Origin of the sequence: Oikeobacillus pervagus (assembly GCF_030813365.1) — a bacterium.
Classification (GTDB): Bacteria; Bacillota; Bacilli; order Bacillales; family DSM-23947; genus Oikeobacillus; species Oikeobacillus pervagus.
This window is the reverse complement of the sequence record NZ_JAUSUC010000046.1, coordinates 1-22,726: the sequence shown is the minus strand read 5'-3', so window position 1 is coordinate 22,726 and position 22,726 is coordinate 1. Positions and strand designations below refer to the sequence as shown.

The window sequence follows — 22,726 nt, the reverse complement described above, 5'->3', positions numbered from 1 at the left end:
ATTTCCCAAACGGATTTGCACTACTTCTCGAGTGATTTGCACTACTTCTCGGAATATTTGAACATTTCCCAGGATTTTTGCATATTTCCCGCGAATATTTGCGCTAACCCACCGACGGGTCTCCTCTTATCCGCGGGTGAAGTGGATCCTGGGGTTTTGATCATTTCCCACTCACTTTTGACTATTTCCCACGCGGATTTGCGCTTGTTCTCGAGTGATTTGCACTACTCCTTGGGATATTTGATCATTTCCCGGGATTTTTACATATTTCCCACGAATATTTGCGCTACCCCCCGACGGGTCTCCCTCTTATCCGCGGGTGAAGTGGATCCTGGGGTTTTGATCATTTCCCACTCACTTTTGACTATTTCCTACGCGGATTTGCGCTTGTTCTCGAGTGATTTGCACTACTCCTTGGGATATTTGAACATTTCCCAGGATTTTTGCATATTTCCCGTGAATATTTGCGCTACTCCACCGACAGGTCTCCGCTTTTCCGCGGGTGAAGTCGATCCCGACGTTTTGACCATTTCCCACTCACTTTTGACTATTTCCCAAACGGATTTGCACTACTTCTCGAGTGATTTGCACTACTTCCCGGAACATTTGAACATTTCCCAGGATTTTTGCATATTTCCCGTGAATATTTGCGCTACTCCACCGACGGATCTCCGCTTTTCTGTGGATAGCATTAAGTCGAAAATTTAACGAAAATAAAAACCCCTTAAGTTAGATTATTTATTCTCCAACTTAAGGGGTTCAGTTCATTGTAGGCTTTTTACTTATGGAAACATTCTCTTCTGTTCTGTAGCTAAGGCGTAGGAATGGTATAGACTCTCATTCTGATCCTTTGATGCTCCTTGAATTAATTTCATTTCGTCATCAGTTAACTCTTGTATCGCTGAATGAGTATTTGCACTTTTTCTCCATGATTTTTTTCGTAGCGATTGGAAAAATAACTTCATTTTTATTCCTCCTCACCTTAATGATTTTTAATTAATTGGCCAAATGTTAATCGCTGATCGGTTTTGAGAATGCCTTTCGGGTAGATTTTCGCTGCTAATAAGGAGAAGAGTGCGATACTCACTAGCATGGACCCAATAGACAAGATAATTTCTAATGGTGAAACCACTTCGTTTACGATTCTAACCATTAAACTAATGGGAGCTGTAAATGGAACATACGATGTAATTTTAGCTGTTAGTCCTTCTGGATGATCTATAACAAAGATCATTTCTACCACTAAACTTGCCATTAAAATAATGGTAATCGGTAGTGTACTACTGGATAATTCTTCTGGCCGACTTGCCATCGATCCAATTACGGCAAAAAGTGCTGCGTAAATAAAGTAACCAAGGATAAAGAATAGTAAAAAGTAGATCGTATAGGAAACAGTCAGTATATTCATCAGTGTATCGGCAATACTGCCTTCTTTAATTTTGAAAATTTCCATTCTCGCCATCAAAATCGTACTGGCAAAGAATATAAACAGCTGTGTCAAGCTTGCTAGACCGATACCAAGGATTTTTCCAAACATCATCGGAACTGGAGAAATCTTTGTAATCATGACTTCCATCACCCTCGATGATTTCTCCGATGTGATTGCTGTTGCCACATTATTTCCATAGGTGGTAATAGCCAAGAACATAATACCGATTAATAAATAGATCATAAGAAACGAATGGGCGTCCGTATCCCTTAATGGCTGCATTGTTGGTTCGATTTGAGCCGAAAGCATATTTGCTACATCCTGATCTATATTTTTCTCAGTAATAATTTGTTGAAAGTAAAGATTTTGTACAAAAGCTTTCATACTTTGAACAAGTAAAGGATCATCCTTTTCCATATAGTAATCCAATTGGATGGATGATGGATTCAATCCATTCTTTAAAACAAACAATCCATCAAGTTTGTTATTTATAATCTTTTCTTTATAACTTTCAACATTCGAGTTATCGCCAAGTTTAAAGATATGAGTTGATTGGAAGGTATCCAATTGTTGCTGACTCATTTGGAAATCATCATTCGTAATTAAAACATAATTTCCGGATTCCTCCTTGTTTGAGAACTTCTCCATTACACTTGGTAGTGCTAAGATGAAAGCCCCAATGAAAACCAACACAATGGTCATCCACACATACGACTTAGATCGTACAGCTTGAAGATAGGTCTGCTGGAGTATAATCCCAAAGCTTCTCATATTTACGCCCCCGTTTTTTCGATGAATATTTGATGTAGGCTAGGCTCCCTTAGAGAAAGACTTCGCACTCCATATAGTTGCTCAATTTCCTGTAGAAGCTTCAGTGGTGCCTGGTCTTTCGTAAGTTTAATAGAGTAACCTCGGTTATTTCGTTTGTATATATAATCTTTTTGGGCCAAAACTGGCTCTAGATCCGTGTCTGACTGTACATCTAAATAACGATATCCATAGCTTTTCTTAATTTCAGATAAGGATCCTGACAATACCTTGATTCCGTTTTTCATGATACATATTTCTTCGCAGAAGGTCTCAACACTATCCATTTGATGACTGCAAAATATGATTGTTTTTCGCTTCTTTATTAGATCCTTGACTACATCCTTTAGCATTTCAGCGTTTACAGGGTCTAAGCCACTGAATGGTTCATCTAAAATGATAAAATCCGGATCATGGATCAAGCAGCTAATTAGCTGAACCTTCTGTTGATTTCCCTTCGATAGTTCCTCTGTTTTCTTTTTAATATAAGGGGTCATTTCCAATCTTTCTAACCAGTTCAATGCCTGTCTTTTTGCAATTTTTGAAGGAACACCCTCTAATCTAGCTAGAAATACCAATTGTTCTACGACATTCATCTTTGGATAAAGGCCTCTTTCCTCAGGAAGATAGCCGATTAATAATTCTTTTTTGGACAATGGGCGTCCATTCCAGAGAATAGAGCCACTATCTGGTTTAATAATATCTAGAATCATCCGAATGGTTGTGGTTTTTCCAGCACCATTTCGCCCTAGCATCCCTAAAATATTTCCTTCTTCAAGCTTAATATTTAAGTTACTCACAGCTTGATAATTTCCAAATGATTTATTTAATCCTTGGATTTCAAAGGCCATTTTATACATCCTTTCTTAGTTCTTAATGAAGTAAATGATTGCTACACCCATCAACACACCTAAAGCTGTCATTAATACAGATTTCATTTTCATTTTGTTTCCCTCCGTTATCGTTTATTTACAAGATCTAAAGAGTTTTTAGCATTTACAATTCCATTTCCTAATTGCCTTTTAGTTCCGTCTCCTTTAACAGTTCCACCGTAAAGATATCTTTTAATTACATTTGGAGACGGCCTTTTCCCATATTTCTCTTGATATTCAGCTATGATTAAGGCTGCTGTAGCTGAAACTTTAGGTACTGCTAAGCTTGTGCCAATCATAAATTCATAACCAGGTGCAAATCCCATGTATTTACTAAGTTCGGATTGCGGTAGTGTAGTAGGATAAGTGGTGATCGTCATATATTCCAATTCTATTTTCTGTTGATCTTCAAAGTTTGGTCCGTAATCCCCTGCTGGAGCCGCTATATTAATATTGAATCCATAATTAGAATAGTAGGCTAGTTGATCATTCAGATTGGTTGCGGATACAGTAACGACATTTGGCAATCCACCAGGCATATGAAGCTGAAGGTCGTTTTTTAATCCCATTTGTTCAGCAAGGTTCTTAGGGTTTGTTAAGTCATATCCATCTGTACCTGATGAAGCTACTAATAGGCTCCCTTTTTTATTGGCATACTGGATTGCACGTATATAGGAAAGATATGTTGCTCGATCTTTCTTATTTTTCATTGACTTGTACGTTCCTAGGCTTAGATTAATGATGTCCATATCATCATTGGCAGCTTCAATAATGGCTTTAACAATCCAGCTTGAGTCAGCGGAATATCCTTGAAATACCTTGTAAGGGACAATTCCGACCTCTGGGGATACCCCTTTAATATTTCCGTTAGCCGCAATTGATCCGGCTACCATCGTTCCATGACCAATTTCATCTACCATGGAGGAAACACCTGGGACAAGGGATTTTCCTGGACTGATAATATTATGTTTAAGATCTGGATGATGAATATCTACCCCACTATCAACGATCCCGATTTTCACATTGTGGTTGCCTTTTTCAATTAAATAGCTAGCACCATCGGAAGTGACTTTTTTAATATCCCATCTCCAAGCGTCATAGATGTTGCTTTCTTCATTGGATTGCGTGAGCACTCTACTTTGAGTATTATTGAATTTTCTTAATTGGGATAATGGTTTTACCATCAACCCAGGTGCGCCTATTTTCTTAAGGGTTACGGTTTGTTCTTTGTTAAATCCTTCAATCAGTTTTTGGTATTTGTTATTAAGATATTTTTGAGCTTGTTCTAACTGTTCATGATTATCGCTAGAAATAATCATGGTATTGATTTCATCGATGTTTTCTATCTTTAGCTCCGGATACTTATTTTCTAGATCTTCAATCAGTTTTTGAGTGTTTTCATTTTCCGTTAAAGCAAAAACGTAGGAGTCTGGAGTGTTGTTATTAGGGCTTTCGCCTGCATTTGCTGTTGAACTTATTCTTGCCAACATTAGAACAAAGATTAAACAAACACTGAATACTGTTCTGACAGTAATGCGTGTTCTATAACGCCACTTTTTCATAGTTCTTCTCTTTTATTTGTTGTGTTTTAGTCAATTTATAGTAGTATCCTTGTTGATCTAATAGTTCATCATGTGTTCCAGTCTCCACTATTTCTCCTTGGTGCATAACAACAATTCGATCCGCATTTTTAATTGTGCTCAGTCGATGAGCAATAATAATTTGAGTGCAAGGCAATTCAGATAAATGTTCATCAATTATTTTCTCTGAAAGTGTATCTAAAGCACTTGTGGCTTCATCCAACAATAGAATTGATGGCTTTGATGCTAATGCCCTTGCTAAAATAAGCCTTTGACGTTGTCCCCCGGAAAAATTAATTCCAAATTCAGAGACAGTTGTCGCATACTGAAGGGGTAACTGCATGATTTCTTCATGAATATTTGCTTGATAGGCGGCTTTTAGAATGTCCTTATCAGTAACATCCTGTCTTTCGGATGCGATATTTTCGGCAATTGTTTTATTAAACAGCCTCGCCTCTTGGAAAACAACGCCAATCGATTTCCTTAAAAATCGTAAATTGAATTTATTACTTTCCATTCCATCGAATAGAATAGATCCTTCACTAGGTGTGTATAATCCCAATAAAAGTTTAACAAGGGTACTCTTCCCTGCCCCAGAGGATCCTACAATGGCTACTCTCTCTCCTGGTTTCACTTTAAATGAGATATTTTTAACGGTGTGATCGCTAAAATGGTTATGTTTGTACGAAACATTTTTAAATTCAACTTTTCCTTTAATTGGTGAACTAAAAACAGATTGGCCATTTTCCCTTTCCGTTTTTGCATGCATAACATCGTAAATCCTTTGGATATACGACCCAAGATAGATTAGTTCTCCGTATCCATTTCCAATAGAAATAATGGGTGTGATAAAGGAAAGAGCTAATGCATTAAAACCTAGTACATCTCCAAGAGTCATACTTCCTGAGATAATCGGTTTGCCACTTAGCCATAAAAGATAAATAGGCAATATGAATTGAACCGAAGTCGCGATTGTATTGATTAAAGAGGTCCATATTGATCTTTTTTCAGCATGCATTAGTTGCAAACTGAATTTTTTAAACCAATCATTGTAAACTTGATTTTCTAATCCCATGACCTTTACATCGCTGATTCCATTAATGCTTTCTGACAGTATTCTTTGAACCTGTGATTGTGCGGAAATTTCCTTATCAGCAAGTTTCCTGGAAACAGAGGTGCTGAAGACTAAGATCCCAAAGATACTTATTCCAATAACTAAGACAATTCCTGTCATTTTTAACGAGTATTGAGCCATAACAACGAGATATGTAATGAGTAATATTCCATCGATTAAAAATGTAATTGCCTTAGTAGAAAGAATTTGTCTGATATACACGTTTGAATTAGCCCGAAATAGGAGTTCTCCTGTGGACCTATTTTCAAAAAATCCGTAAGTGAGATTTAATAATTTGTCGATAAATTGAGTCATCAGTGATTTATCGATGGCTGTTTGTAATTTTGCTATTAAAAAGCCTCTCAATGCAGAGAAGATCAGATAACTAAACAAAAGGATGACGATGCTATAGCCAATTGCTGTTAAATATCCATCATTTTTTGGAATAATCACTTGGTCAATGATCCAACTTGTTAGCCAAGGAATGACTAAAGCAAAACCTTGTATTAACAAGGAAGTTAATACAATAAACGCAATTATCGGCTTTTTTCCTAAAACGAAAGAGAGGAAGAATCGGGTATGTGAAACTCCTTTTTTCTTCTCAAAGGATTCGTTTGGAGCCATCGCTAACACAAATCCTGAATACTTTTCTTCTATTTCATCAAGTGAAATCTTCGTTCTTCCTAAAGCAGGATCTACAATAACAGCAGTCTTCTTCCCAATCTTCTCCAAAACAACATAATGTTTATTTTCCCAGTGAATAATCGCTGGTAATAATACATTTTTTAAATCATCAACACTGGCCCTATAACCTTTCACATTGAGATGATAACTTTTCCCGACCTCCATTATTTGGAATAGTGAAGTACCACCTTTTGGAACTCCGTATCTCTCTCTCAACTCCGAAAGAGGTACATGATTTCCGTGAAACGATAAGATCATACATAATGAGGCTAAACCACATTCACTGTGCTCCATTTGTTCAATAAATGGAACTCTTCTCATAATCACCCTCTCCTTGCTTTGTACAATTATTAATGCATAACATGTTCTTGTTGAAGGTCGATTTGAAAGGATATTAGTCCAAAAGAATAAGCAGCGATTCCAATTTGTACGCGTGAAGTAATGTTCAGCTTTTTTTTGATGGAAAAGATGATTTCCCCGACTCTACGCCTACTAATAAATAATTTCCTTGAGATTTCAATGTCTTTTAGCCCCTCAGCTACCAAAGTTGCCACTTCAATCTCTCGCTCACTTAATAGGTCTCTCATTTATACCTTTCCTCCCTTAAACATTGTGGTTTTGCTTACTAACATCATATCTTGATAACAGCAAGTATTAACCGCCAACTAAACAGGCGAAACCGCAATATTTTTTTGTTGAAACACCCAAAAATCCGCCATTTCTACAATAAATGTTTATAAGAACAAAGAAAGTAAACTCTAGGCCGTATGAATGTCCAGAAATGTTTAAGAAAGAGGAATTTGTTTACAAAAATTAAAAAGGGAAAATTAACAAGATGTCGAAATATAGAAAATATAGGAACTTCCTTACTAAATGTTTTGTAGACAAAATGAAGGAACTTTAAAAATTTCAAGGATGGAGTAAAGGGGTGAATGGTTTGAAACCATTATTGGAGGATCAATTGCACCAACATATTGTGGATCAAGCAAATGTATTAATTGATCGTTATTTTTTTGAGAAGGATCTTAAATTCAATGTAATGAATTATGTTAACCATAAATTTGACCAGATTATTAACTTTTCCCAGTTTACAAAGATTCATTACGACATTTTCCGTGATTCTTATAACAAGGAAGAAGAAATCAATTTATTAACGATTGTTGAGCTGATCATCTTAGCCTCTGACATCATGGACGATATACAGGATGGAGATGCTGGAGACAATCCTTGGGCTGATGTGGATCTTGGTCAAAATTTAAATATTATAGTTGGCATGTTATTCCTTTGTTTAAAACATCTTGATGAAATGAATATACCTGATTTTATGAAGGAAAAGATTCGATCCGAAATTCACCTCGCTACCCTTGGATCCATTAACGGGCAGCATATTGATTTATCTAATAATATTTCCTCAGAATCTGAATATTTGTCGATGGTATCCCTTAAATCAGGCTCTTTAGTTCAATTAGCTTGCTTATTGGGTGCAGGTTGTGTAGATGAAAATACTGAGAGAATAATAAAAACTTATTCTAGACAAATTGGTATTATTGCACAAATAAGAAATGATGTGAACGATATGGTCAATGGTTTTATTAAAAGTGACATCATAAATAAGAAAAAAACTCTTCCTATTTTATATTACTTGAAGCTTCAGAAGCCTCAGTTTCAAATAGTAAAAGAGTATTATCTCGGAAACCAACCATACAGTGAATTGACAAGAGAAGAGATTTCAGATTTACATAACACCCTTATTTATGGAGGTGCTGTCGAATATTGTAAGGTTATGGAACAACTTTACCTCCATAAATATAAAGAGTGTATTCATTCCTTAAATATTGGGTCCAGTGATAAAGAGAAACTTCTTCATATTAATATTTAAAATGGCTGTTTGATTTACATGATGAAGACCTATGTGGTTATTTCCAAGAATCGGGGACTGCTAGCATTGGGTTAGTGTCAAGAGAAGTAAAGGTATTAAGAATTACATTTACTTCGGAACTTGTAAATTCCTTCAAAAGCTGGGTACTAGATTGACTCCATTCTTGAATATTTGGATTTGCTACTAATTGTTCAACGATTTCCATAATCATCATGTATCGCACCTTTCGTTATTTGATAATTTTATTATAATGGACAACCTGGAAGTAATTACCGCAAAGTCATTTGTAATTACCGCAAAGTATTTTTGTAATTTTTTGAAAGGAACACAAGAAGTCATGGTGATAAAAAACAGAAAAGTCATGGCTATTTTTATCTTCACTGTCTATATAGCCTTACATATATATTTGATTACACAGATGATGCGTCCCTTTAGCGGAATCACGACATCCACAGATCAACACCAAAACTTGATTGTTAAACAGATCGACAAGAGTGGCTGGGTGAACGATACGGATATTTCCAAGGGGGATATTATTGCAAAGATTGACGGGAAGGAAATAAGAGAGACTGATATTCATAAAAACCTTAAATATGCTGATGATTTAACAGTTGAACATAATAATAAAATATCCCATTACATGGCACCGGATACAAAGGTTTCGGATTTCTTGCAAGAACTCTATATACCGGGGATTTTTTCAATACTAACGTTGCTTTTATCGATTTTAATTTTTCAGAAAAATAGTTCAACGGCTCACTTTTTACTAGGATTTCTGATGTTGGCCTCTCTCAGCTTTTTAGCATCAAATGCAGCAAATAGGGATTTTGTCGCTCATCTCATTTTAATCTTTTCTTTTCAATTTGGCATCCTTAGCTTTTTTTGTTTTATATATTCGACCTTTTTGGAGAAGGGGCTAATTCAAAAAAAGCCCACAGTTATGTTAACAATCAATATCATTCTTGCTATTCTAATTATTTTGCTCAATGTATATGACTTGTTTATGAAGGACTTATCGAGTTTATTCACGGGCAATTTAATGTTGATCTACTTTTCTATTAATATTGTTTATTCCATTGGACTTTTAATCTATATTTACATAAAAAAGCGGGATTCTTCACATGAACCTTTTCTGAAATGGATGTTAGTGATTCCAACTGTTGCGTTTGTTCCTTTTATTTTTTTGCATGCCATTCCTTACATAATAGGACTGCCATATTTACCAGATGATATGGCGGCATTATTTCTTTTTGCTATTCCAATAGGTTACTCCTATTTGATTCTGACAAAGCAACTTTTAGATATTAATTTTATTTTGAATCGGATCCGATATTATACCGTTTTATCCTTGATTCCAACGATAATTATTTCTTTTGTCGTCAGCGGTACGGTCAATCATGAGAGTAATTTATTCAGCCGTTTTCTACAAAATTTTTTCTTAATATTCACGTTAAATATTCTGTTTTTACTACTAAAGGAAAAGATTGATTACTCTTTCCGAAACCAGCTTTTTAGGGACAAAACGAATATAACCCAAAGCATTGATCAATTCACGAAAAAATTATCGACCGTGATGAAGGAAGAAGAATTAGAAAGATTGTTAGTAAATGAGGTCGTGTCTGTTTTAAATCCATCTGGTATTACTTTTATTGAATATGATTTGGAAACGTTCCAATATACTACAAAGGTAGTTCATGGTGATAATGATCAGTTTACCCTTCAAAAACACCAAGAATGGCTAATTCAAAGCGATACGAATGGGGATTTATTAAAATTTAAAGATTCACTTGGAATCCGGCTTTATCATAGGGATCAAAAAATGATCTATATTTGGATCGGCCATAAAAGGAACCATACAAGCTTTAATATCAATGAAAAGACTTGGACAATCACGATCGTCAAATATGTACGCCTTGTTTATGAAAACTTACATGCTATTAATAACTTAATCCAGTCATTACAAAAGCCGAACATTGGGGATCACCCTACATCTGTTTCATTATCCCGATTTTTATTTCAATTGGCTGAAAGAGAAAGAAGACGACTGGCTTCAGATTTGCATGATTCCGCCTTACAGGATCAAATTGTATGGTATCGTAAATTGGAAAATTTAATTCAAGAGAATCAAGACATCCCAAGTGATGTGCAAAAGCAATTAATAAAGATTCAAAATGGGATGGTGGATGTTATTAAACAAATTCGCAGTACTTGCAATGAATTAAGGCCAAATCTCTTATTAGAGGGTGGACTCATTAAATCATTAAACGAATTATTTTCCCAGATCCAAATGCGAGTTAAATATCATCTTGATTATGAGTTTGATAATATTTCAGATACGTTTGAGGATTATAATACAACATTATCCATCTATCGGGTCTTTCAGGAACTCCTTAATAACGCGGATAAACATTCGGAGGCCACCCATGTATCCGTCAGTATGTGGGAAGAGGATCAAACTATCTTTATTGACTATCGTGATAATGGGAAAGGGTTTGATCTGAATTCCCCACCTACTAAGAAGAATCATATGGGATTATCTGGTTTAAAGGAGCGAATCTTCAGCTTAAATGGGGAAGTGGAGTTTATCACTAGCGAGGGGAAAGGCTTACAAGTTTATATTACAATACCGAGGTGACAAAATTGACACGCGTTTTAATTGTGGATGACCACCAATTGGTGGGTGAAGGAACGAAAAATATGATTGAGCAGGAAAAAGATTTTGATGTTACATATCTTATGTCTATTGATGACGTTATCAATATGAGCCGAGAAAATCCTTTCGATGTTTACTTATTAGATATGAATATGCCTAATTGTTCTGGACTTGAGTTGGCCCAAAAGATTTTTAAATTTCACAAAGATGCAAAAATCATTCTTTATACAGGCTTTGAATATACATCTCAATTTAATTTATTAATTGACTCGGGGATCAGTGGAATCGTTAGTAAATCAGCTTCTAAACAGGAACTTTTGATGGCTATACAAGCTGTATTAAATGGGTATACCCTCATTCCAATCTCATTATTAAGTCAATTAAGACTTTCAGATGTTACCGTTCAAACAACAAGCTCCAATAAGAAAAAACAAGCCAATATTTCTGTCACACAGAAGGAATTGGAAATACTTGAAGGCATTTCAAAAGGTAAAGGGAATAAAGAAATTGCTGAAGAATTGTTTATGAGTGTCCGCGCAGTTGAATATAATTTAACGAAAATCTACAAAAAATTTAAAGTCAATTCCCGATCAGAAGCCTTAGCGGAAGCAGTGCGGATGGGAATTATTAATGTGAATCTATAACAAACAGGCGAGAACGTTACTCGCCTGTTTATTGATTTTAGGCATTTTCCAAAGTTAAAATGGATGGGATACTATTTGGGTTCCTTAATCTTAACAATTGAAGGCCAATACCCGAAATTCCTACAAATAAGCCAAGGGATTCGACATTAGATGGACTATCTACCTGATATTTTTTTGTATCATTAATCGTAGCAATGACCTGTTTCCCAATATATCTTGCTTTCCATAATAACCCGTCATCTTGATATTGTTTAGATGCTAATAAATACAATTCAGTATCTCCCATATTACCATGACACAAGTTATTATTGTTTTTAAAACCAAAGCTTTCTACATTACTTATGGCCGTTCTAACTTCCCAATCAAAAAGGGGATCATCGCGGTATTTTTTCATTAGTAAGCGACTAATCCCAATACCTGTAGAACCATGTGTCCATTGGTGAAGATATTGTTCTCTTTCCTTTCGTAAATCGATCCATGCCTTTTTATTAGGATTAAACAGAGAGCGATCATATAAAACAGCTTGTTCTGCAAAATAACGATAGTCTTCATGACCAGTTACCCCTCCTGCTCTCCATAAAGCAGTAGCTATTCCACTTGCACCATGAGAAAGACCACCTAAATAGGTTTGCGTATGCCTATTTTTCCATGCAATCCCGCCTAATGTATCATGAGCATGTTGGATTAAATGTTGGCAGTACAAGTGCATGATCTCAAGATACTCCGTGTCCTCTGTAAATTCATATAGATTTAATAATAGGTGAACAATTCCCGCAGATCCACTTAATAAATCAAATTCTAAATCTTCGTCCACCCTTTGTCTTAAAGCTGATTTTGCCTTCTCAACAAAGGCCCTATATTCATCTTTTGGACTTAATTTTTGAAAATGAAGAAGGGCATATATTACAGAAAGATCTCCGAAAAATGTTGATACTAGCCCTTTTGAATGTACGAACGGATGCATGGCGGATTGCATTGCCGCATGTGCCGTTTCTAAATATCGATCCTCATTTGTTTCCTTCTGTAGGTATAATAAAAATAATGCAACCCCACTAAGACCGTCATAAAGACTTTGCTTCATTGGTGATACGAACCAATGGTCGTTCAGTATATTTACATTTAACCAAGAGGCATTTTGTTTGTCATCAGAGAATGTCGCTTTTTCAACTAGAATATCCCCAATTTTCTTGGCCTCTTCCAGAAAACTCTCCTTGTAATTAAAAGGTTTTGGGGAGAGATTATGTGCTTTTGCCTTTTTAATTTCAAAATTAGCATCTCTATTGCCTTCAATCGATAATATTAACCAATTTGTTTGATCCTCTTTTTCCTCGATTGTAAGATTTTTGATTTTATTAATAACCTTTTGGTATCCACTCTCCTGAAAAAAGTCCGGTATCTGTTCTCCATGACTATTATATAAATGACAAGAATCGACAAAGGTTGCAAAATAAGGCACATCCCTTTGCAAAAGATCACGAACTTCATGCTTCACAATCCGTTTATCTAAATAGGGGTAATACCACATTCTTTCAAATAACTTTTCTAAATAAATGGCATCACGCATGTAATCGGGATGTGTTGATTCAAGTAGAAAGTGCGAGTATTGCTGTGTCGCTCTTGCCACGATGCGAATTTTTAACCCCTTAAATAATGAGAGAGGTCCATCATCACGGACGATGCGCTCTTTATTTTCTAAAAAGAACTGCATCATATCTTGGAATCCTGCAACGATATCTGATAGATAATCATGGGGCTGAACTGGTACTCCATTTAAAGATGGTAAGTTGGACGCACCTTGGCTTTTAGCTGCTTTTAATGAGTACACCATGTTATCGGTATTCACTTGATCAAGACTTAGTACTTTAAAAGGTAAAACTTGTTCCTTTCCATTCAAGGCACTGAAATCTAATCCTTTCCCATCCGAATTTTGAAACAATGTTTGAGGAAGAAGGCCCGTACCAATGACAGAATCGGCCTGTTTATATTTCAGCTTAATTTCAGAGCTATCCGGGAAATCAAGTTTCGGATATTGATGGAATATCGTTTCCAAATCAATTAAATATGGATATTCACCATGTGCAATCAGGTTTTCAAAATGCATATCAGCACCATTCAACAAATACATTAAACCGGCAAGGCTGCCAAAACGGAAATAAAAGCGGCTAACTTCCTCCTTTGATATACATCCTTTTGGGGTAATTCTTTCCTCCCAACCATACTCACCTGAATCAATGATTTTATAGGTTGGTAAAGATAGAGTCTCCCTTTCACTTGCGATCCATTTAATAAATTGATTAAAAGCCGATGCAATCGCTAATGGCTTAGGTTTATACATCATTTCTTTTCCATCTTCAAATACAAGCTTTATCACTGTATTTCCTTTTTGATGGGTATCACCTTGGCCAATATTTATTTCAAGTAGCGCTTCTGAATCGATACCAAATTCACTTTTTAGGGTTGGCCAATCCTTTTCCAACCGTACCAACAATGACTGGATATTTTCTAAAAAATAATCTGTTCTCGTAATTAAAAATCTAGTTAGAACCGCATATTCCTTATAGAATTCTAGCAAACTATCAATATTTCTTGCTTTTTGAATAACAAAAGACTTAAATCGATCTTCAGGTGTTTCCCCAACCAATTCTTCCCTCAATTTTGATACATTTAGTTCCAATATTATAGACCTTGATGCGATATTTAATAATTCTTCTGCAAGGGATAATAAAAGTTTTTGTTTGATATTTTCTAAGTGGAATGGAACGGATTTTAAACGGAGTGGCACAGTTTCGATTAAATTAGCTGATGCGTATACGATGAAGGGATAAATAAATTCAACTAATTGATATTCTTCTTCATTTAAATCTTTACTTTTTAATATTTCCAATCCTAATTTCAAAAGTGAAAAATTTATATTTTTAAATAGCGGTCCACGATATAACCTTGCACCCCCTTCTTTAATCGGAGAAATGAGTGCTTCAAATATTTCTTCATTATAGCCGTCATATTGAAGTCTTTTTGAAAAGTTATTTTCTTTGCCTTTGTATAAATCCTCTTTCCACTTATTCACATTCAAAAGATCTTTATGATTCCATACAAGATCCTTATTATTCGATAGAACCTGATATCTCTCATGTAAGAATAACGAATTCGCAAAATCTTCGTGTCTAATCATCGTTTTAACTGTCATTGCGGTGGTTCTCCTCTCTTAAAAATATTGGTAATGACTCAAAAATCATTGAATGATTATCAATATTTTTAAGTAATAAGAGGCAGCTGATTTAACTGCCTCTTAAGGGAATTTAACTTAGCAAATTTTGATTGAAGTTGTAAGACCAATAATGACTCCCACACATAATGGAGTGGTTTCAGGTTTTACATCAGATGCCCCTTGTACTGCAGCTAATTCCTCATCGCTTAATTCAGCTAATGCCTTTCCAGATGGGTGGGAGATTACTCCATCAAATTTTTGACGAACATCTTGATCCTTCCATGCAGCGATAATTTCCTTTCTAGTTACTTTTGCCATTTTCACTCATCCTTCCTTCGTTTTTAATTTTTTCTAGGGGTTTTTTTGTTTCCCTGTAGCTTATGTCTATACTATAAAGTTAATTTTTCATTCTTTGCACTTCGCAAAATTGCATATTTTAGGAGATTTTTAAAAATAATAGGAAAGAATTTTTAAAAGGGTGATTTTTCTAATGTTATTGGTGTTTAGTAGGGGATTAAGGAAGAATGATATAATATGGAGTGGAAAATCGCTATAGGATACATAAAAAAGCCTGGATAGGTTTCTGGCTTTTTAACTGGTGTATAGTGATCAAATTCTTTTCAATGTTACATAGTGTATAAATGTATTAGAACACTGACAAGATATAAAAAGATAATGCCAGTTGGAATATGAACCAGAAGATTTTGTTAGTGACAATAAAATCATACGAATAACCCCGCTCCATTTATAGAACGGGGTTAAATTTCGGCGCAGGAATTCCGTCGTAATTAAAACTAACTATAGAATCGCTTAAAATATGAATTCTTATTTTTCTTTTGTTAAATCTGCCTTCTTTGTATTAGGTAGAGAATATTTTTTTGCCTTTACCCAAAATTTGTGTCGCACCTTTACTTAATAGAACTGCACTAAGACAATGCCTTCAAACCAACTACACCCACAATAATGAGGAACACGCTGATCATTCTCCCCATGCTTTTGGATTCGCCAAAAAGGAGCATGTTGATTAAAACAGCACCTGCTGTACCGATCCCGATCCAAACAGCATAGGCGATACTAACCTGTAAATAGTTGAAAGATATATATAAAAGTGCAAACGAGGCACCGAATCCCCCTACATAAAGAAGGCCATTTTTCAATGACTTTTGCTGACTATACATGGTCAAACCAATCGTACCGGCAACTTCGCTAAAAGCTGCAAGAAAAACAAATAACCAGCCCATCTTACATTGCCTCCTTTTCTACTTTATGACTAGCGTTATTCTCATCCTTATTATCAGCAATATTTAATCCAATGACACCAATTACTAATATTGCGATAAACAACGCTTTTCCTGCACTGAAGCTTCCACCGAAAAGAAATACATCCATTAATACGGTTCCAACCGTTCCAACTCCCGCAAAGACAGCATATACCGTTCCCGTTGGAAGAGTTTCACACGCTCTCGGCAGAAAGTGAAAATCAGTAAAAATGATGGTGATAATAATTACCCAGTGCCACCATGAGTTAGCGATATTAAATCCATAAATCCAAACCAACTCAAAAAAGCATGTTAAAAACACAAAAAACCACGCTTTATTTTTCATATCATGTTCTACTCCTTTAATGACTGATTTTCATTCATTTTTATAAAAAAGACCTCGCTTGGTCTTTATCCATTTGTTCTTAAAATGAAGGATCAACAACTCTATTCTTGAATCCCAAGTCCATATTTTAGGAAATCCAATACCTCTTCTTTTTGTTGATTAGCATTCCCATCTTTCTTAGAATCATATAAATAGATTTGTTCTGCCGCTGATTCAATAAGACCAATGAATAGCTTAGATGTGCGTTCAACATGAATAGAATCACGAATAATCCCTGAAGACTTTGCTTCTTGTAAAAATTGGCTGATCCATGAATAAAAAGGCTGATAAACAGCTTCCCATTCTTTTATATGGTCTGTTGACGCAAGCCCTGCATATACAAGCGCTTGCACTTCCCGATAATCACTTGTAAAGGCAAAAATAGCTTCGACAACTTGGGAAAGTTTTGATAAGAAAGAAGCATTTTGATCTACTCGTCTTTTTACAGTCGCCATTTCCTTTTCAACCATTACTTCTGCTATCGCTGGCATGACAGACAGTTTAGACGGGAAATACAAATAAAAGGTTCCTTGGGCAATTCCAGCCAATTTTACAATATCCGAAATTTTTGTCTTTTCAATGCCCTTTTCCTTAAACACTTCAATGGCTGCATGAACGATCTTTTCCTTTTTATTCATCTCTCACTTCCTCCATCCTAAATGACTGAATATCATTCATTTTATCAAACTACGTTAAAATGTCAATTACAGGGACAGGCTTATTGTCCCACTCAATAAACCTGCCCCTTTTTATGATAATAACTGCTTATGTTAATAGAAAAATAAAGAAGAAAATCACTATCCTGTCACGTTAGATCGAATAGTGATTTTCTGAAATAAAATGGGATTCTATATCATATAGCTAACATACATCGGTCTGAGTAGGTAATGGCGCCGCTCCTTAAATTTTACCTACAAGATCAAGGCTTGGTTTAAGTGTTTCTCCGCCTTCTTTCCATTTGGCAGGGCAAACTTCACCTGGGTTGTTACGAACATATTGAGCAGCTTTAATTTTATTAATAAGCGTGCTTGCATCACGACCAATTCCATCTGCATTAATTTCAACAGCTTGGATCACACCATCAGGGTCAATGATAAAAGTACCGCGATCAGCTTGACCTAATTCTTCGATATATACGTCAAAGTTGCGAGAAAGAACATGGGCAGGATCACCAATCATAGTATAAGTGATTTTACTAATAGCATCTGATGTGTCATGCCATGCTTTATGTGTAAAATGAGAATCTCTTGAAACAGAGAATACTTCAACCCCAAGTTCTTGAAGAGCAGGATATTGTTCTTGAAGATCTTCAAGCTCAGTTGGGCAAACGAATGTAAAGTCTGCTGGATAGAAGCATACTACACTCCAATGACCTTTCAAATCTTGTTCAGTCACTTCAACGAATTTACCGTTTAAGTAAGCTTGTGCTGTAAATGGTTGTACTTCTTTACCTATTAAAGACATAATTAAAATTCCCCCTACATTTCATATTTAATTACTATAAATAGTATGGTCATTACATTGTGCAATTATATATTTATAATAATTATTATCTGATTATCATTATCATACATGACTAGCTATTTTGTCAATCATAATGCATTCTTTTAATTAAAAATTAATAAATTGTTAACATAGATAGCGTAAAGATGTCCAAGTGCAATGAGTGGATCGTTCCTGCTAAAATAAAAAAAGTCGGTATTTCCATTTACAAAATCATAGAAATGCTTTAAAGTGTAAAACGTAACCATTACTATTTACATTAGACTGGAGTTGAAAACATGAAGATTAAGTCCGTTATTTCCGCTGCTATCCTTACGTTAATCCTTATATTATCCGGTTGCGGAAGCCCCAAAAGCACTAGCGAAAATAAAGAAGTAAAGGATAAAGAAACATTAAATGTCTATACAACAATTTATCCACTTGAAGATTTCACAAAAAAAATTGGAGGTGAGTTTGTTGATGTGAAGAGCATCTACCCGCCAAATGTGGACGCCCATACTTACGAACCTTCTACTAAAGATATGGTTAATCTAGCAAATTCTGATTTATTTATCTACACAGGTGTTGGTATTGAAGGTTTTTCAGAAAAAGCTTCTGAAACTTTGAAAAAAGAAGATGTTCAAATTCTAAAAGCTGGTGAAGGACTTGAACTCATAGAATCTAGTCATTCTCATGAGCATGAACATGAGAATGAGCACCATGAAGATGAAGCCCATGACGATGAACACAAAGACTCTCATGAACATAAAGAAGAAGAGCATCATCACGGTGATGTGGATCCCCATATATGGCTAGATCCTAGCCTTGCTATTGATCTAGCAAATAATATAAAAACTTCGTTAAGTAAGTTAATGCCAGAACACAAAGAAGAGTTTGAAAGCAATTATACCCAGCTAAAAGGTGAGCTAGAAAAGCTTGATCAAGAATTTAAGACGACCATTGAAAACTCAAAAACAAAATATTTATTGGTTACCCATGCTGCCTATGGATATTGGGAAAAGCGTTATGGGATTGAACAGATCGCCATTACAGGTTTATCACCTACACAAGAACCTACCCAGAAACAATTGCAGGAAATCATTCAAAAGTCAACCGAGCATAACATCCATTATGTGATTTTTGAGCAAAATGTCTCACCAAAGGTAGCAAAAATCATTCAAGAGGAATTGGGGGCAAAGTCGCTTACTCTCCATAATCTTGAAGCTGTAACTGAAGAAAACGTGAAACAAAAAGATGATTATCTCAGTATTATGCGCGAGAATTTAGAAACGATAAAAACAGCTTTAAATGAATAACAACGATGGGCAGGGACAGATTCATTGTCCCATCAAAGTTCCTTTTTATGATGGTAGCCTCCTATTTTGATAGAAAAATAGGGAAAGAAATCACTATCCTGTCATGATAGATAGAATAGTGATTTCTGAAATAAAAGATATTGGATTCTATATCATAAGCTAACGTACAGCGGTCTACAGTTATTTAAATATTGGAGGGATTTAAAAATTCCTAAAGAACTGCTTAACCGAGATTTTGCTTATGCTCTATATTAATTTCGAATTAGATAATCAAATGCACCCAATGCTGCAGTTGCACCTGATCCCATGGAAATAATAATTTGGTTATAAGCACTGTCTGTACAATCACCTGCAGCAAAAACTCCAGGAACCGTAGTAGCTCCACGCTTATCCACTACGATTTCACCTATACGATTGCGTTCGAGAGTGCCCTCTAACCAATCAGTGTTTGGTACAAGGCCAATTTGAACGAACACACCGGCTAGTTCAATATGTTTTTCTTCTTCTGTCTCACGATCAATGTAAGTAATACCATCTACTTTGTCTGTACCAGTAATTTCTTTTGTTTGAACGTTCTTGACGACTGTCACATTTGGAAGGCTGTATAGACGTTTCTGTAGTACCTCATCCGCTTTTAGCTCTGGCATGAACTCAAGAACTGTAACATGCTTAACAATTCCTGCTAGGTCAATAGCTGCCTCAACACCGGAGTTACCACCACCGATAACCGCTACGTCTTTCCCTTCAAATAATGGACCGTCACAATGAGGACAATAAGCTACCCCTTTGTTTTTAAATTCTTGTTCACCAGGAACGTTCACATTACGCCAACGTGCACCCGTTGAAATGATAACGGTCTTACTCTTAAGAACAGCCCCATTTTCAAGTTCAACTTCGATAAAATCTTTCTTTTCTAACCCTTTAGCACGCTGTAAATTCATAACATCGATATCATACTCTTTCACATGTTCTTCAAGAGCCGCTGCTAATTTAGGTCCTTCTGTATTTTTTACACTGATAAAGTTTTCAATGCTCAAGGTATCTAAAATCTGACCGCCAAAGCGTTCTGCTACAATTCCTGTGCGTATACCTTTACGTGCTGCATAGATTGCCGCACTTGCACCCGCTGGACCTCCACCCACAACAAGAACATCAAATGGTTCTTTATTGGAGAGCGCATCCGCACTTGGACCTTCACCTAACTTAGCAAGAATTTCTTCAAGGGACATACGCCCATTACCAAATGATTCACCGTTTAAGTAGACAGCCGGCACAGCTAGGACATCTTTTTTCTCCACTTCATCTTTGTACGCCGCACCATCGATCATTGTATGCGTAATACCAGGATTAAGCACGCTCATGATATTAAGCGCCTGAACAACATCTGGACAGTTATGGCAACTTAAACTAACGTAAGTTTCAAAATGATATTCACCTTTGATTTTCTTAATTTGGTCAATGACATTTTCGTCTACCTTTGGAGCTCTTCCACTCACTTGTAATAGGGCTAACACCAAAGATGTAAATTCATGACCTAATGGGACACCAGCAAAAGTAATTCCTGTATCTTCTCCAACACGGTTAACACTAAAGCTTGGTGTTCTATTTAGTTTCACTTTTTCTACAGTAATTTTCGATGTCATGGATGCTAGCTCATCAATTAGAGTTAGCATCTCCTCTGAAACTTTATCTGAACCTGCACTCACTTTTAGAACGAGATCTCCTTCAAGTAGTTGAAGGTACTGGTTTAATTGGGATTTAATTTCTGCATTAAGCGCCATTTATATTCCTCCTTACTTTCCTTAAATTTTCCCTACAAGATCAAGACTTGGTTTAAGGGTTTCTCCGCCTTCTTTCCATTTGGCAGGGCAAACTTCACCTGGGTTGTTACGAACATATTGTGCAGCTTTAATTTTATTAATAAGCGTGCTTGCATCACGACCAATTCCATCTGCATTAATTTCAACAGCTTGGATCACACCATCAGGGTCAATGATGAAAGTACCACGATCCGCTTGACCTAATTCCTCTATATACACTTCAAAGTTGCGAGAAAGAACATGGGCAGGATCACCAATCATAGCATAAGTGATCTTACTAATTGCATCTGATGTGTCATGCCATGCTTTATGTGTAAAATGAGAATCTCTTGAAACAGAGAATACTTCAACCCCAAGTTTTTGAAGGGCAGGATATTGTTCTTGAAGATCTTCAAGCTCAGTTGGGCAAACGAATGTAAAGTCTGCTGGATAGAAGCATACAACACTCCAATGACCTTTCAAATTTTGTTCAGTGACTTCGATAAATTTACCGTTTAAGTAAGCTTGGGCTGTAAATGGCTGTACTTCTTTTCCTATTAATGACATAATTAAAATTCCTCCTACATTTCATATTTAATTACTATAAATAGTATGGTCATTACATTGTGCAATTACTTATTTATAATAATTATTATCTGATTATGATTATCATATAGTACTAACTATTTTGTCAACCATAATGCATTCTTTTCATTAAAAATTAGTGAATAGTTAATTAGATAGCGAAAAGATGTCCGCTGTCTCCACGATACTATAAAGTGAGACTTCATTCAGTAGGGGTTTTCTTCATTCCCACTGAGTGTTAGCTGAACTTATCGGACCTATAGGGGCAAGTGATCCTCCACCTATCTTCTTTGTTTCCAAATCATCTGGAGATGGAGGTTTTACTGTCCGTTAAGGGGGATAAAATACACGGTGCTTGCTTGCACACCTTGTGATGTATTCGAAAAGAACTAATGTTTTCGATTATGTTTCTAAGCACATAAATAGGTTCAGTACATAATTTCGACTAATCACTTTAGGACGGATGGTGTTTTCAGCTGGTTATTATCTATTTTAATATCCATCATCCTAGTAGAAATTACTCCCTTTTATTATGATCCACGTTAAATATTCCATAATAAATATGTTACAATAAAATGGTAATAGTATGGTTTCTCAAGGGTGGTCAGCTCACTCCCAACAGAAAGGGGGTGGTGCTGTATGACAGTTTTTGAAACACTCATGTTTGCTGTAGCGTTTTCAAGTTTAATCGTTGCAGTGCTGTCATTTAACCAAAAAAAATAATCCACCCTTGAGTTAGCAGCTCGGTGGATTATTTCCTCTGTACGCTGACCCCTTTTAGGGAGCCTGCTATTGTGATACCGTTAGTGTTGCTGCACTAGCGGTATTTATAATGTATGCTTCTTTACTTTAATTATAGATGATTCAAAGCAAAAAATAAAATAAATTAAGAAAAGTTCGATGTCTTAAAAAAAAGATGTCTGATCAATTATAATCCTAGATTATTCACCGACAAATACAAAATTCCACTGAAATGCTGACTTACCGGCTTTTCAGTGGAATTCTCTTTTTCACTTATTAGATGAAAAAA

At 35.7% G+C, this 22,726-nt stretch carries 19 protein-coding genes; 4 read left to right on the top strand and 15 right to left on the bottom strand.

What is annotated here, in order from left to right; genetic code table 11:
• Positions 1 to 782: 782 nt before the first annotated feature.
• The 6 genes from J2S13_RS13980 to J2S13_RS13955 all read right to left on the bottom strand — a co-directional run bounded on the left by J2S13_RS13980 (position 783) and on the right by J2S13_RS13955 (position 7,073).
• Positions 783 to 965: a hypothetical protein gene (locus tag J2S13_RS13980; RefSeq protein ID WP_307258394.1), complete on the bottom strand. Its 183-nt coding sequence runs from the start codon at positions 963 to 965 to the stop codon at positions 783 to 785.
• A gap of 17 nt (positions 966 to 982) precedes the next feature.
• Positions 983 to 2,200: an ABC transporter permease gene (locus J2S13_RS13975; protein ID WP_307258392.1), complete on the bottom strand. Its 1,218-nt coding sequence runs from the start codon at positions 2,198 to 2,200 to the stop codon at positions 983 to 985.
• Positions 2,201 to 2,202: 2 nt separating this feature from the next.
• Positions 2,203 to 3,087, bottom strand: coding sequence for an ABC transporter ATP-binding protein (locus tag J2S13_RS13970; RefSeq protein ID WP_307258390.1), 885 nt, complete (start codon positions 3,085 to 3,087; stop codon positions 2,203 to 2,205).
• Between the two features lie 107 nt (positions 3,088 to 3,194).
• Positions 3,195 to 4,670, bottom strand: coding sequence for a S8 family peptidase (locus tag J2S13_RS13965; protein ID WP_307258389.1), 1,476 nt, complete (start codon positions 4,668 to 4,670; stop codon positions 3,195 to 3,197).
• Positions 4,651 to 6,807 carry a peptidase domain-containing ABC transporter gene (locus tag J2S13_RS13960; RefSeq protein WP_307258388.1) on the bottom strand — a complete coding sequence of 719 codons (2,157 nt, stop codon included), beginning with the start codon at positions 6,805 to 6,807 and terminating at the stop codon, positions 4,651 to 4,653. The genes J2S13_RS13965 and J2S13_RS13960 overlap by 20 nt, the downstream gene beginning before the upstream one ends.
• Positions 6,808 to 6,836: 29 nt before the next feature.
• A complete protein-coding gene (locus tag J2S13_RS13955; protein WP_307258387.1) occupies positions 6,837 to 7,073 on the bottom strand; it encodes a response regulator transcription factor in 237 nt (78 codons plus the stop codon).
• Between the two features lie 350 nt (positions 7,074 to 7,423).
• Here J2S13_RS13955 and J2S13_RS13950 point away from each other — a divergent pair, with 350 nt between their 5' ends.
• Positions 7,424 to 8,365: a polyprenyl synthetase family protein gene (locus tag J2S13_RS13950; RefSeq protein ID WP_307258385.1), complete on the top strand. Its 942-nt coding sequence runs from the start codon at positions 7,424 to 7,426 to the stop codon at positions 8,363 to 8,365.
• 37 nt (positions 8,366 to 8,402) lie between these two features.
• Here J2S13_RS13950 and J2S13_RS13945 read toward each other — a convergent pair whose 3' ends face one another.
• The gene (locus J2S13_RS13945) at positions 8,403 to 8,576 is read right to left on the bottom strand and encodes a hypothetical protein (RefSeq protein ID WP_307258383.1); all 174 of its coding nucleotides are present in this window, start codon (positions 8,574 to 8,576) and stop codon (positions 8,403 to 8,405) included.
• 126 nt (positions 8,577 to 8,702) lie between these two features.
• Here J2S13_RS13945 and J2S13_RS13940 point away from each other — a divergent pair, with 126 nt between their 5' ends.
• On the top strand, positions 8,703 to 11,000 hold the full coding sequence (locus tag J2S13_RS13940; protein ID WP_307258382.1) for an ATP-binding protein: 2,298 nt from the start codon (positions 8,703 to 8,705) through the stop codon (positions 10,998 to 11,000).
• Positions 11,001 to 11,005: 5 nt separating this feature from the next.
• The gene (locus J2S13_RS13935; protein ID WP_307258380.1) at positions 11,006 to 11,662 is read left to right on the top strand and encodes a response regulator; all 657 of its coding nucleotides are present in this window, start codon (positions 11,006 to 11,008) and stop codon (positions 11,660 to 11,662) included.
• Positions 11,663 to 11,699: 37 nt separating this feature from the next.
• Here the strand turns inward: J2S13_RS13935 and J2S13_RS13930 are convergent, their stop codons facing one another.
• The 6 genes from J2S13_RS13930 to ahpC (J2S13_RS13905) all read right to left on the bottom strand — a co-directional run bounded on the left by J2S13_RS13930 (position 11,700) and on the right by ahpC (J2S13_RS13905) (position 17,978).
• Complete coding sequence (locus tag J2S13_RS13930; RefSeq protein ID WP_307258379.1) at positions 11,700 to 14,849, bottom strand: type 2 lanthipeptide synthetase LanM family protein; 3,150 nt, start codon at positions 14,847 to 14,849, stop codon at positions 11,700 to 11,702.
• A 117-nt stretch (positions 14,850 to 14,966) separates the two neighbouring features.
• Positions 14,967 to 15,188, bottom strand: a complete 222-nt coding sequence (locus J2S13_RS13925; RefSeq protein WP_307258377.1) for a mersacidin family lantibiotic — start codon at positions 15,186 to 15,188, stop codon at positions 14,967 to 14,969.
• Positions 15,189 to 15,796: 608 nt separating this feature from the next.
• Complete coding sequence (locus J2S13_RS13920; RefSeq protein ID WP_307258376.1) at positions 15,797 to 16,111, bottom strand: DMT family transporter; 315 nt, start codon at positions 16,109 to 16,111, stop codon at positions 15,797 to 15,799.
• A gap of 1 nt (position 16,112) precedes the next feature.
• Complete coding sequence (locus J2S13_RS13915) at positions 16,113 to 16,475, bottom strand: DMT family transporter (RefSeq protein ID WP_307258375.1); 363 nt, start codon at positions 16,473 to 16,475, stop codon at positions 16,113 to 16,115.
• 101 nt (positions 16,476 to 16,576) lie between these two features.
• A complete protein-coding gene (locus J2S13_RS13910) occupies positions 16,577 to 17,152 on the bottom strand; it encodes a TetR/AcrR family transcriptional regulator (RefSeq protein WP_307258374.1) in 576 nt (191 codons plus the stop codon).
• 262 nt (positions 17,153 to 17,414) lie between these two features.
• Positions 17,415 to 17,978, bottom strand: a complete 564-nt coding sequence (ahpC, locus tag J2S13_RS13905) for an alkyl hydroperoxide reductase subunit C (RefSeq protein ID WP_307258373.1) — start codon at positions 17,976 to 17,978, stop codon at positions 17,415 to 17,417.
• Between the two features lie 317 nt (positions 17,979 to 18,295).
• Here ahpC (J2S13_RS13905) and J2S13_RS13900 point away from each other — a divergent pair, with 317 nt between their 5' ends.
• Positions 18,296 to 19,312 (top strand): metal ABC transporter solute-binding protein, Zn/Mn family, encoded by a 1,017-nt coding sequence (locus J2S13_RS13900; protein WP_307258372.1) that lies wholly within the window; start codon positions 18,296 to 18,298, stop codon positions 19,310 to 19,312.
• Between the two features lie 251 nt (positions 19,313 to 19,563).
• Here the strand turns inward: J2S13_RS13900 and ahpF are convergent, their stop codons facing one another.
• Positions 19,564 to 21,093: an alkyl hydroperoxide reductase subunit F gene (gene ahpF / locus J2S13_RS13895; RefSeq protein WP_307258370.1), complete on the bottom strand. Its 1,530-nt coding sequence runs from the start codon at positions 21,091 to 21,093 to the stop codon at positions 19,564 to 19,566.
• A gap of 21 nt (positions 21,094 to 21,114) precedes the next feature.
• Positions 21,115 to 21,678 (bottom strand): alkyl hydroperoxide reductase subunit C, encoded by a 564-nt coding sequence (gene ahpC / locus J2S13_RS13890; protein ID WP_307258369.1) that lies wholly within the window; start codon positions 21,676 to 21,678, stop codon positions 21,115 to 21,117.
• Positions 21,679 to 22,726: the final 1,048 nt, after the last annotated feature.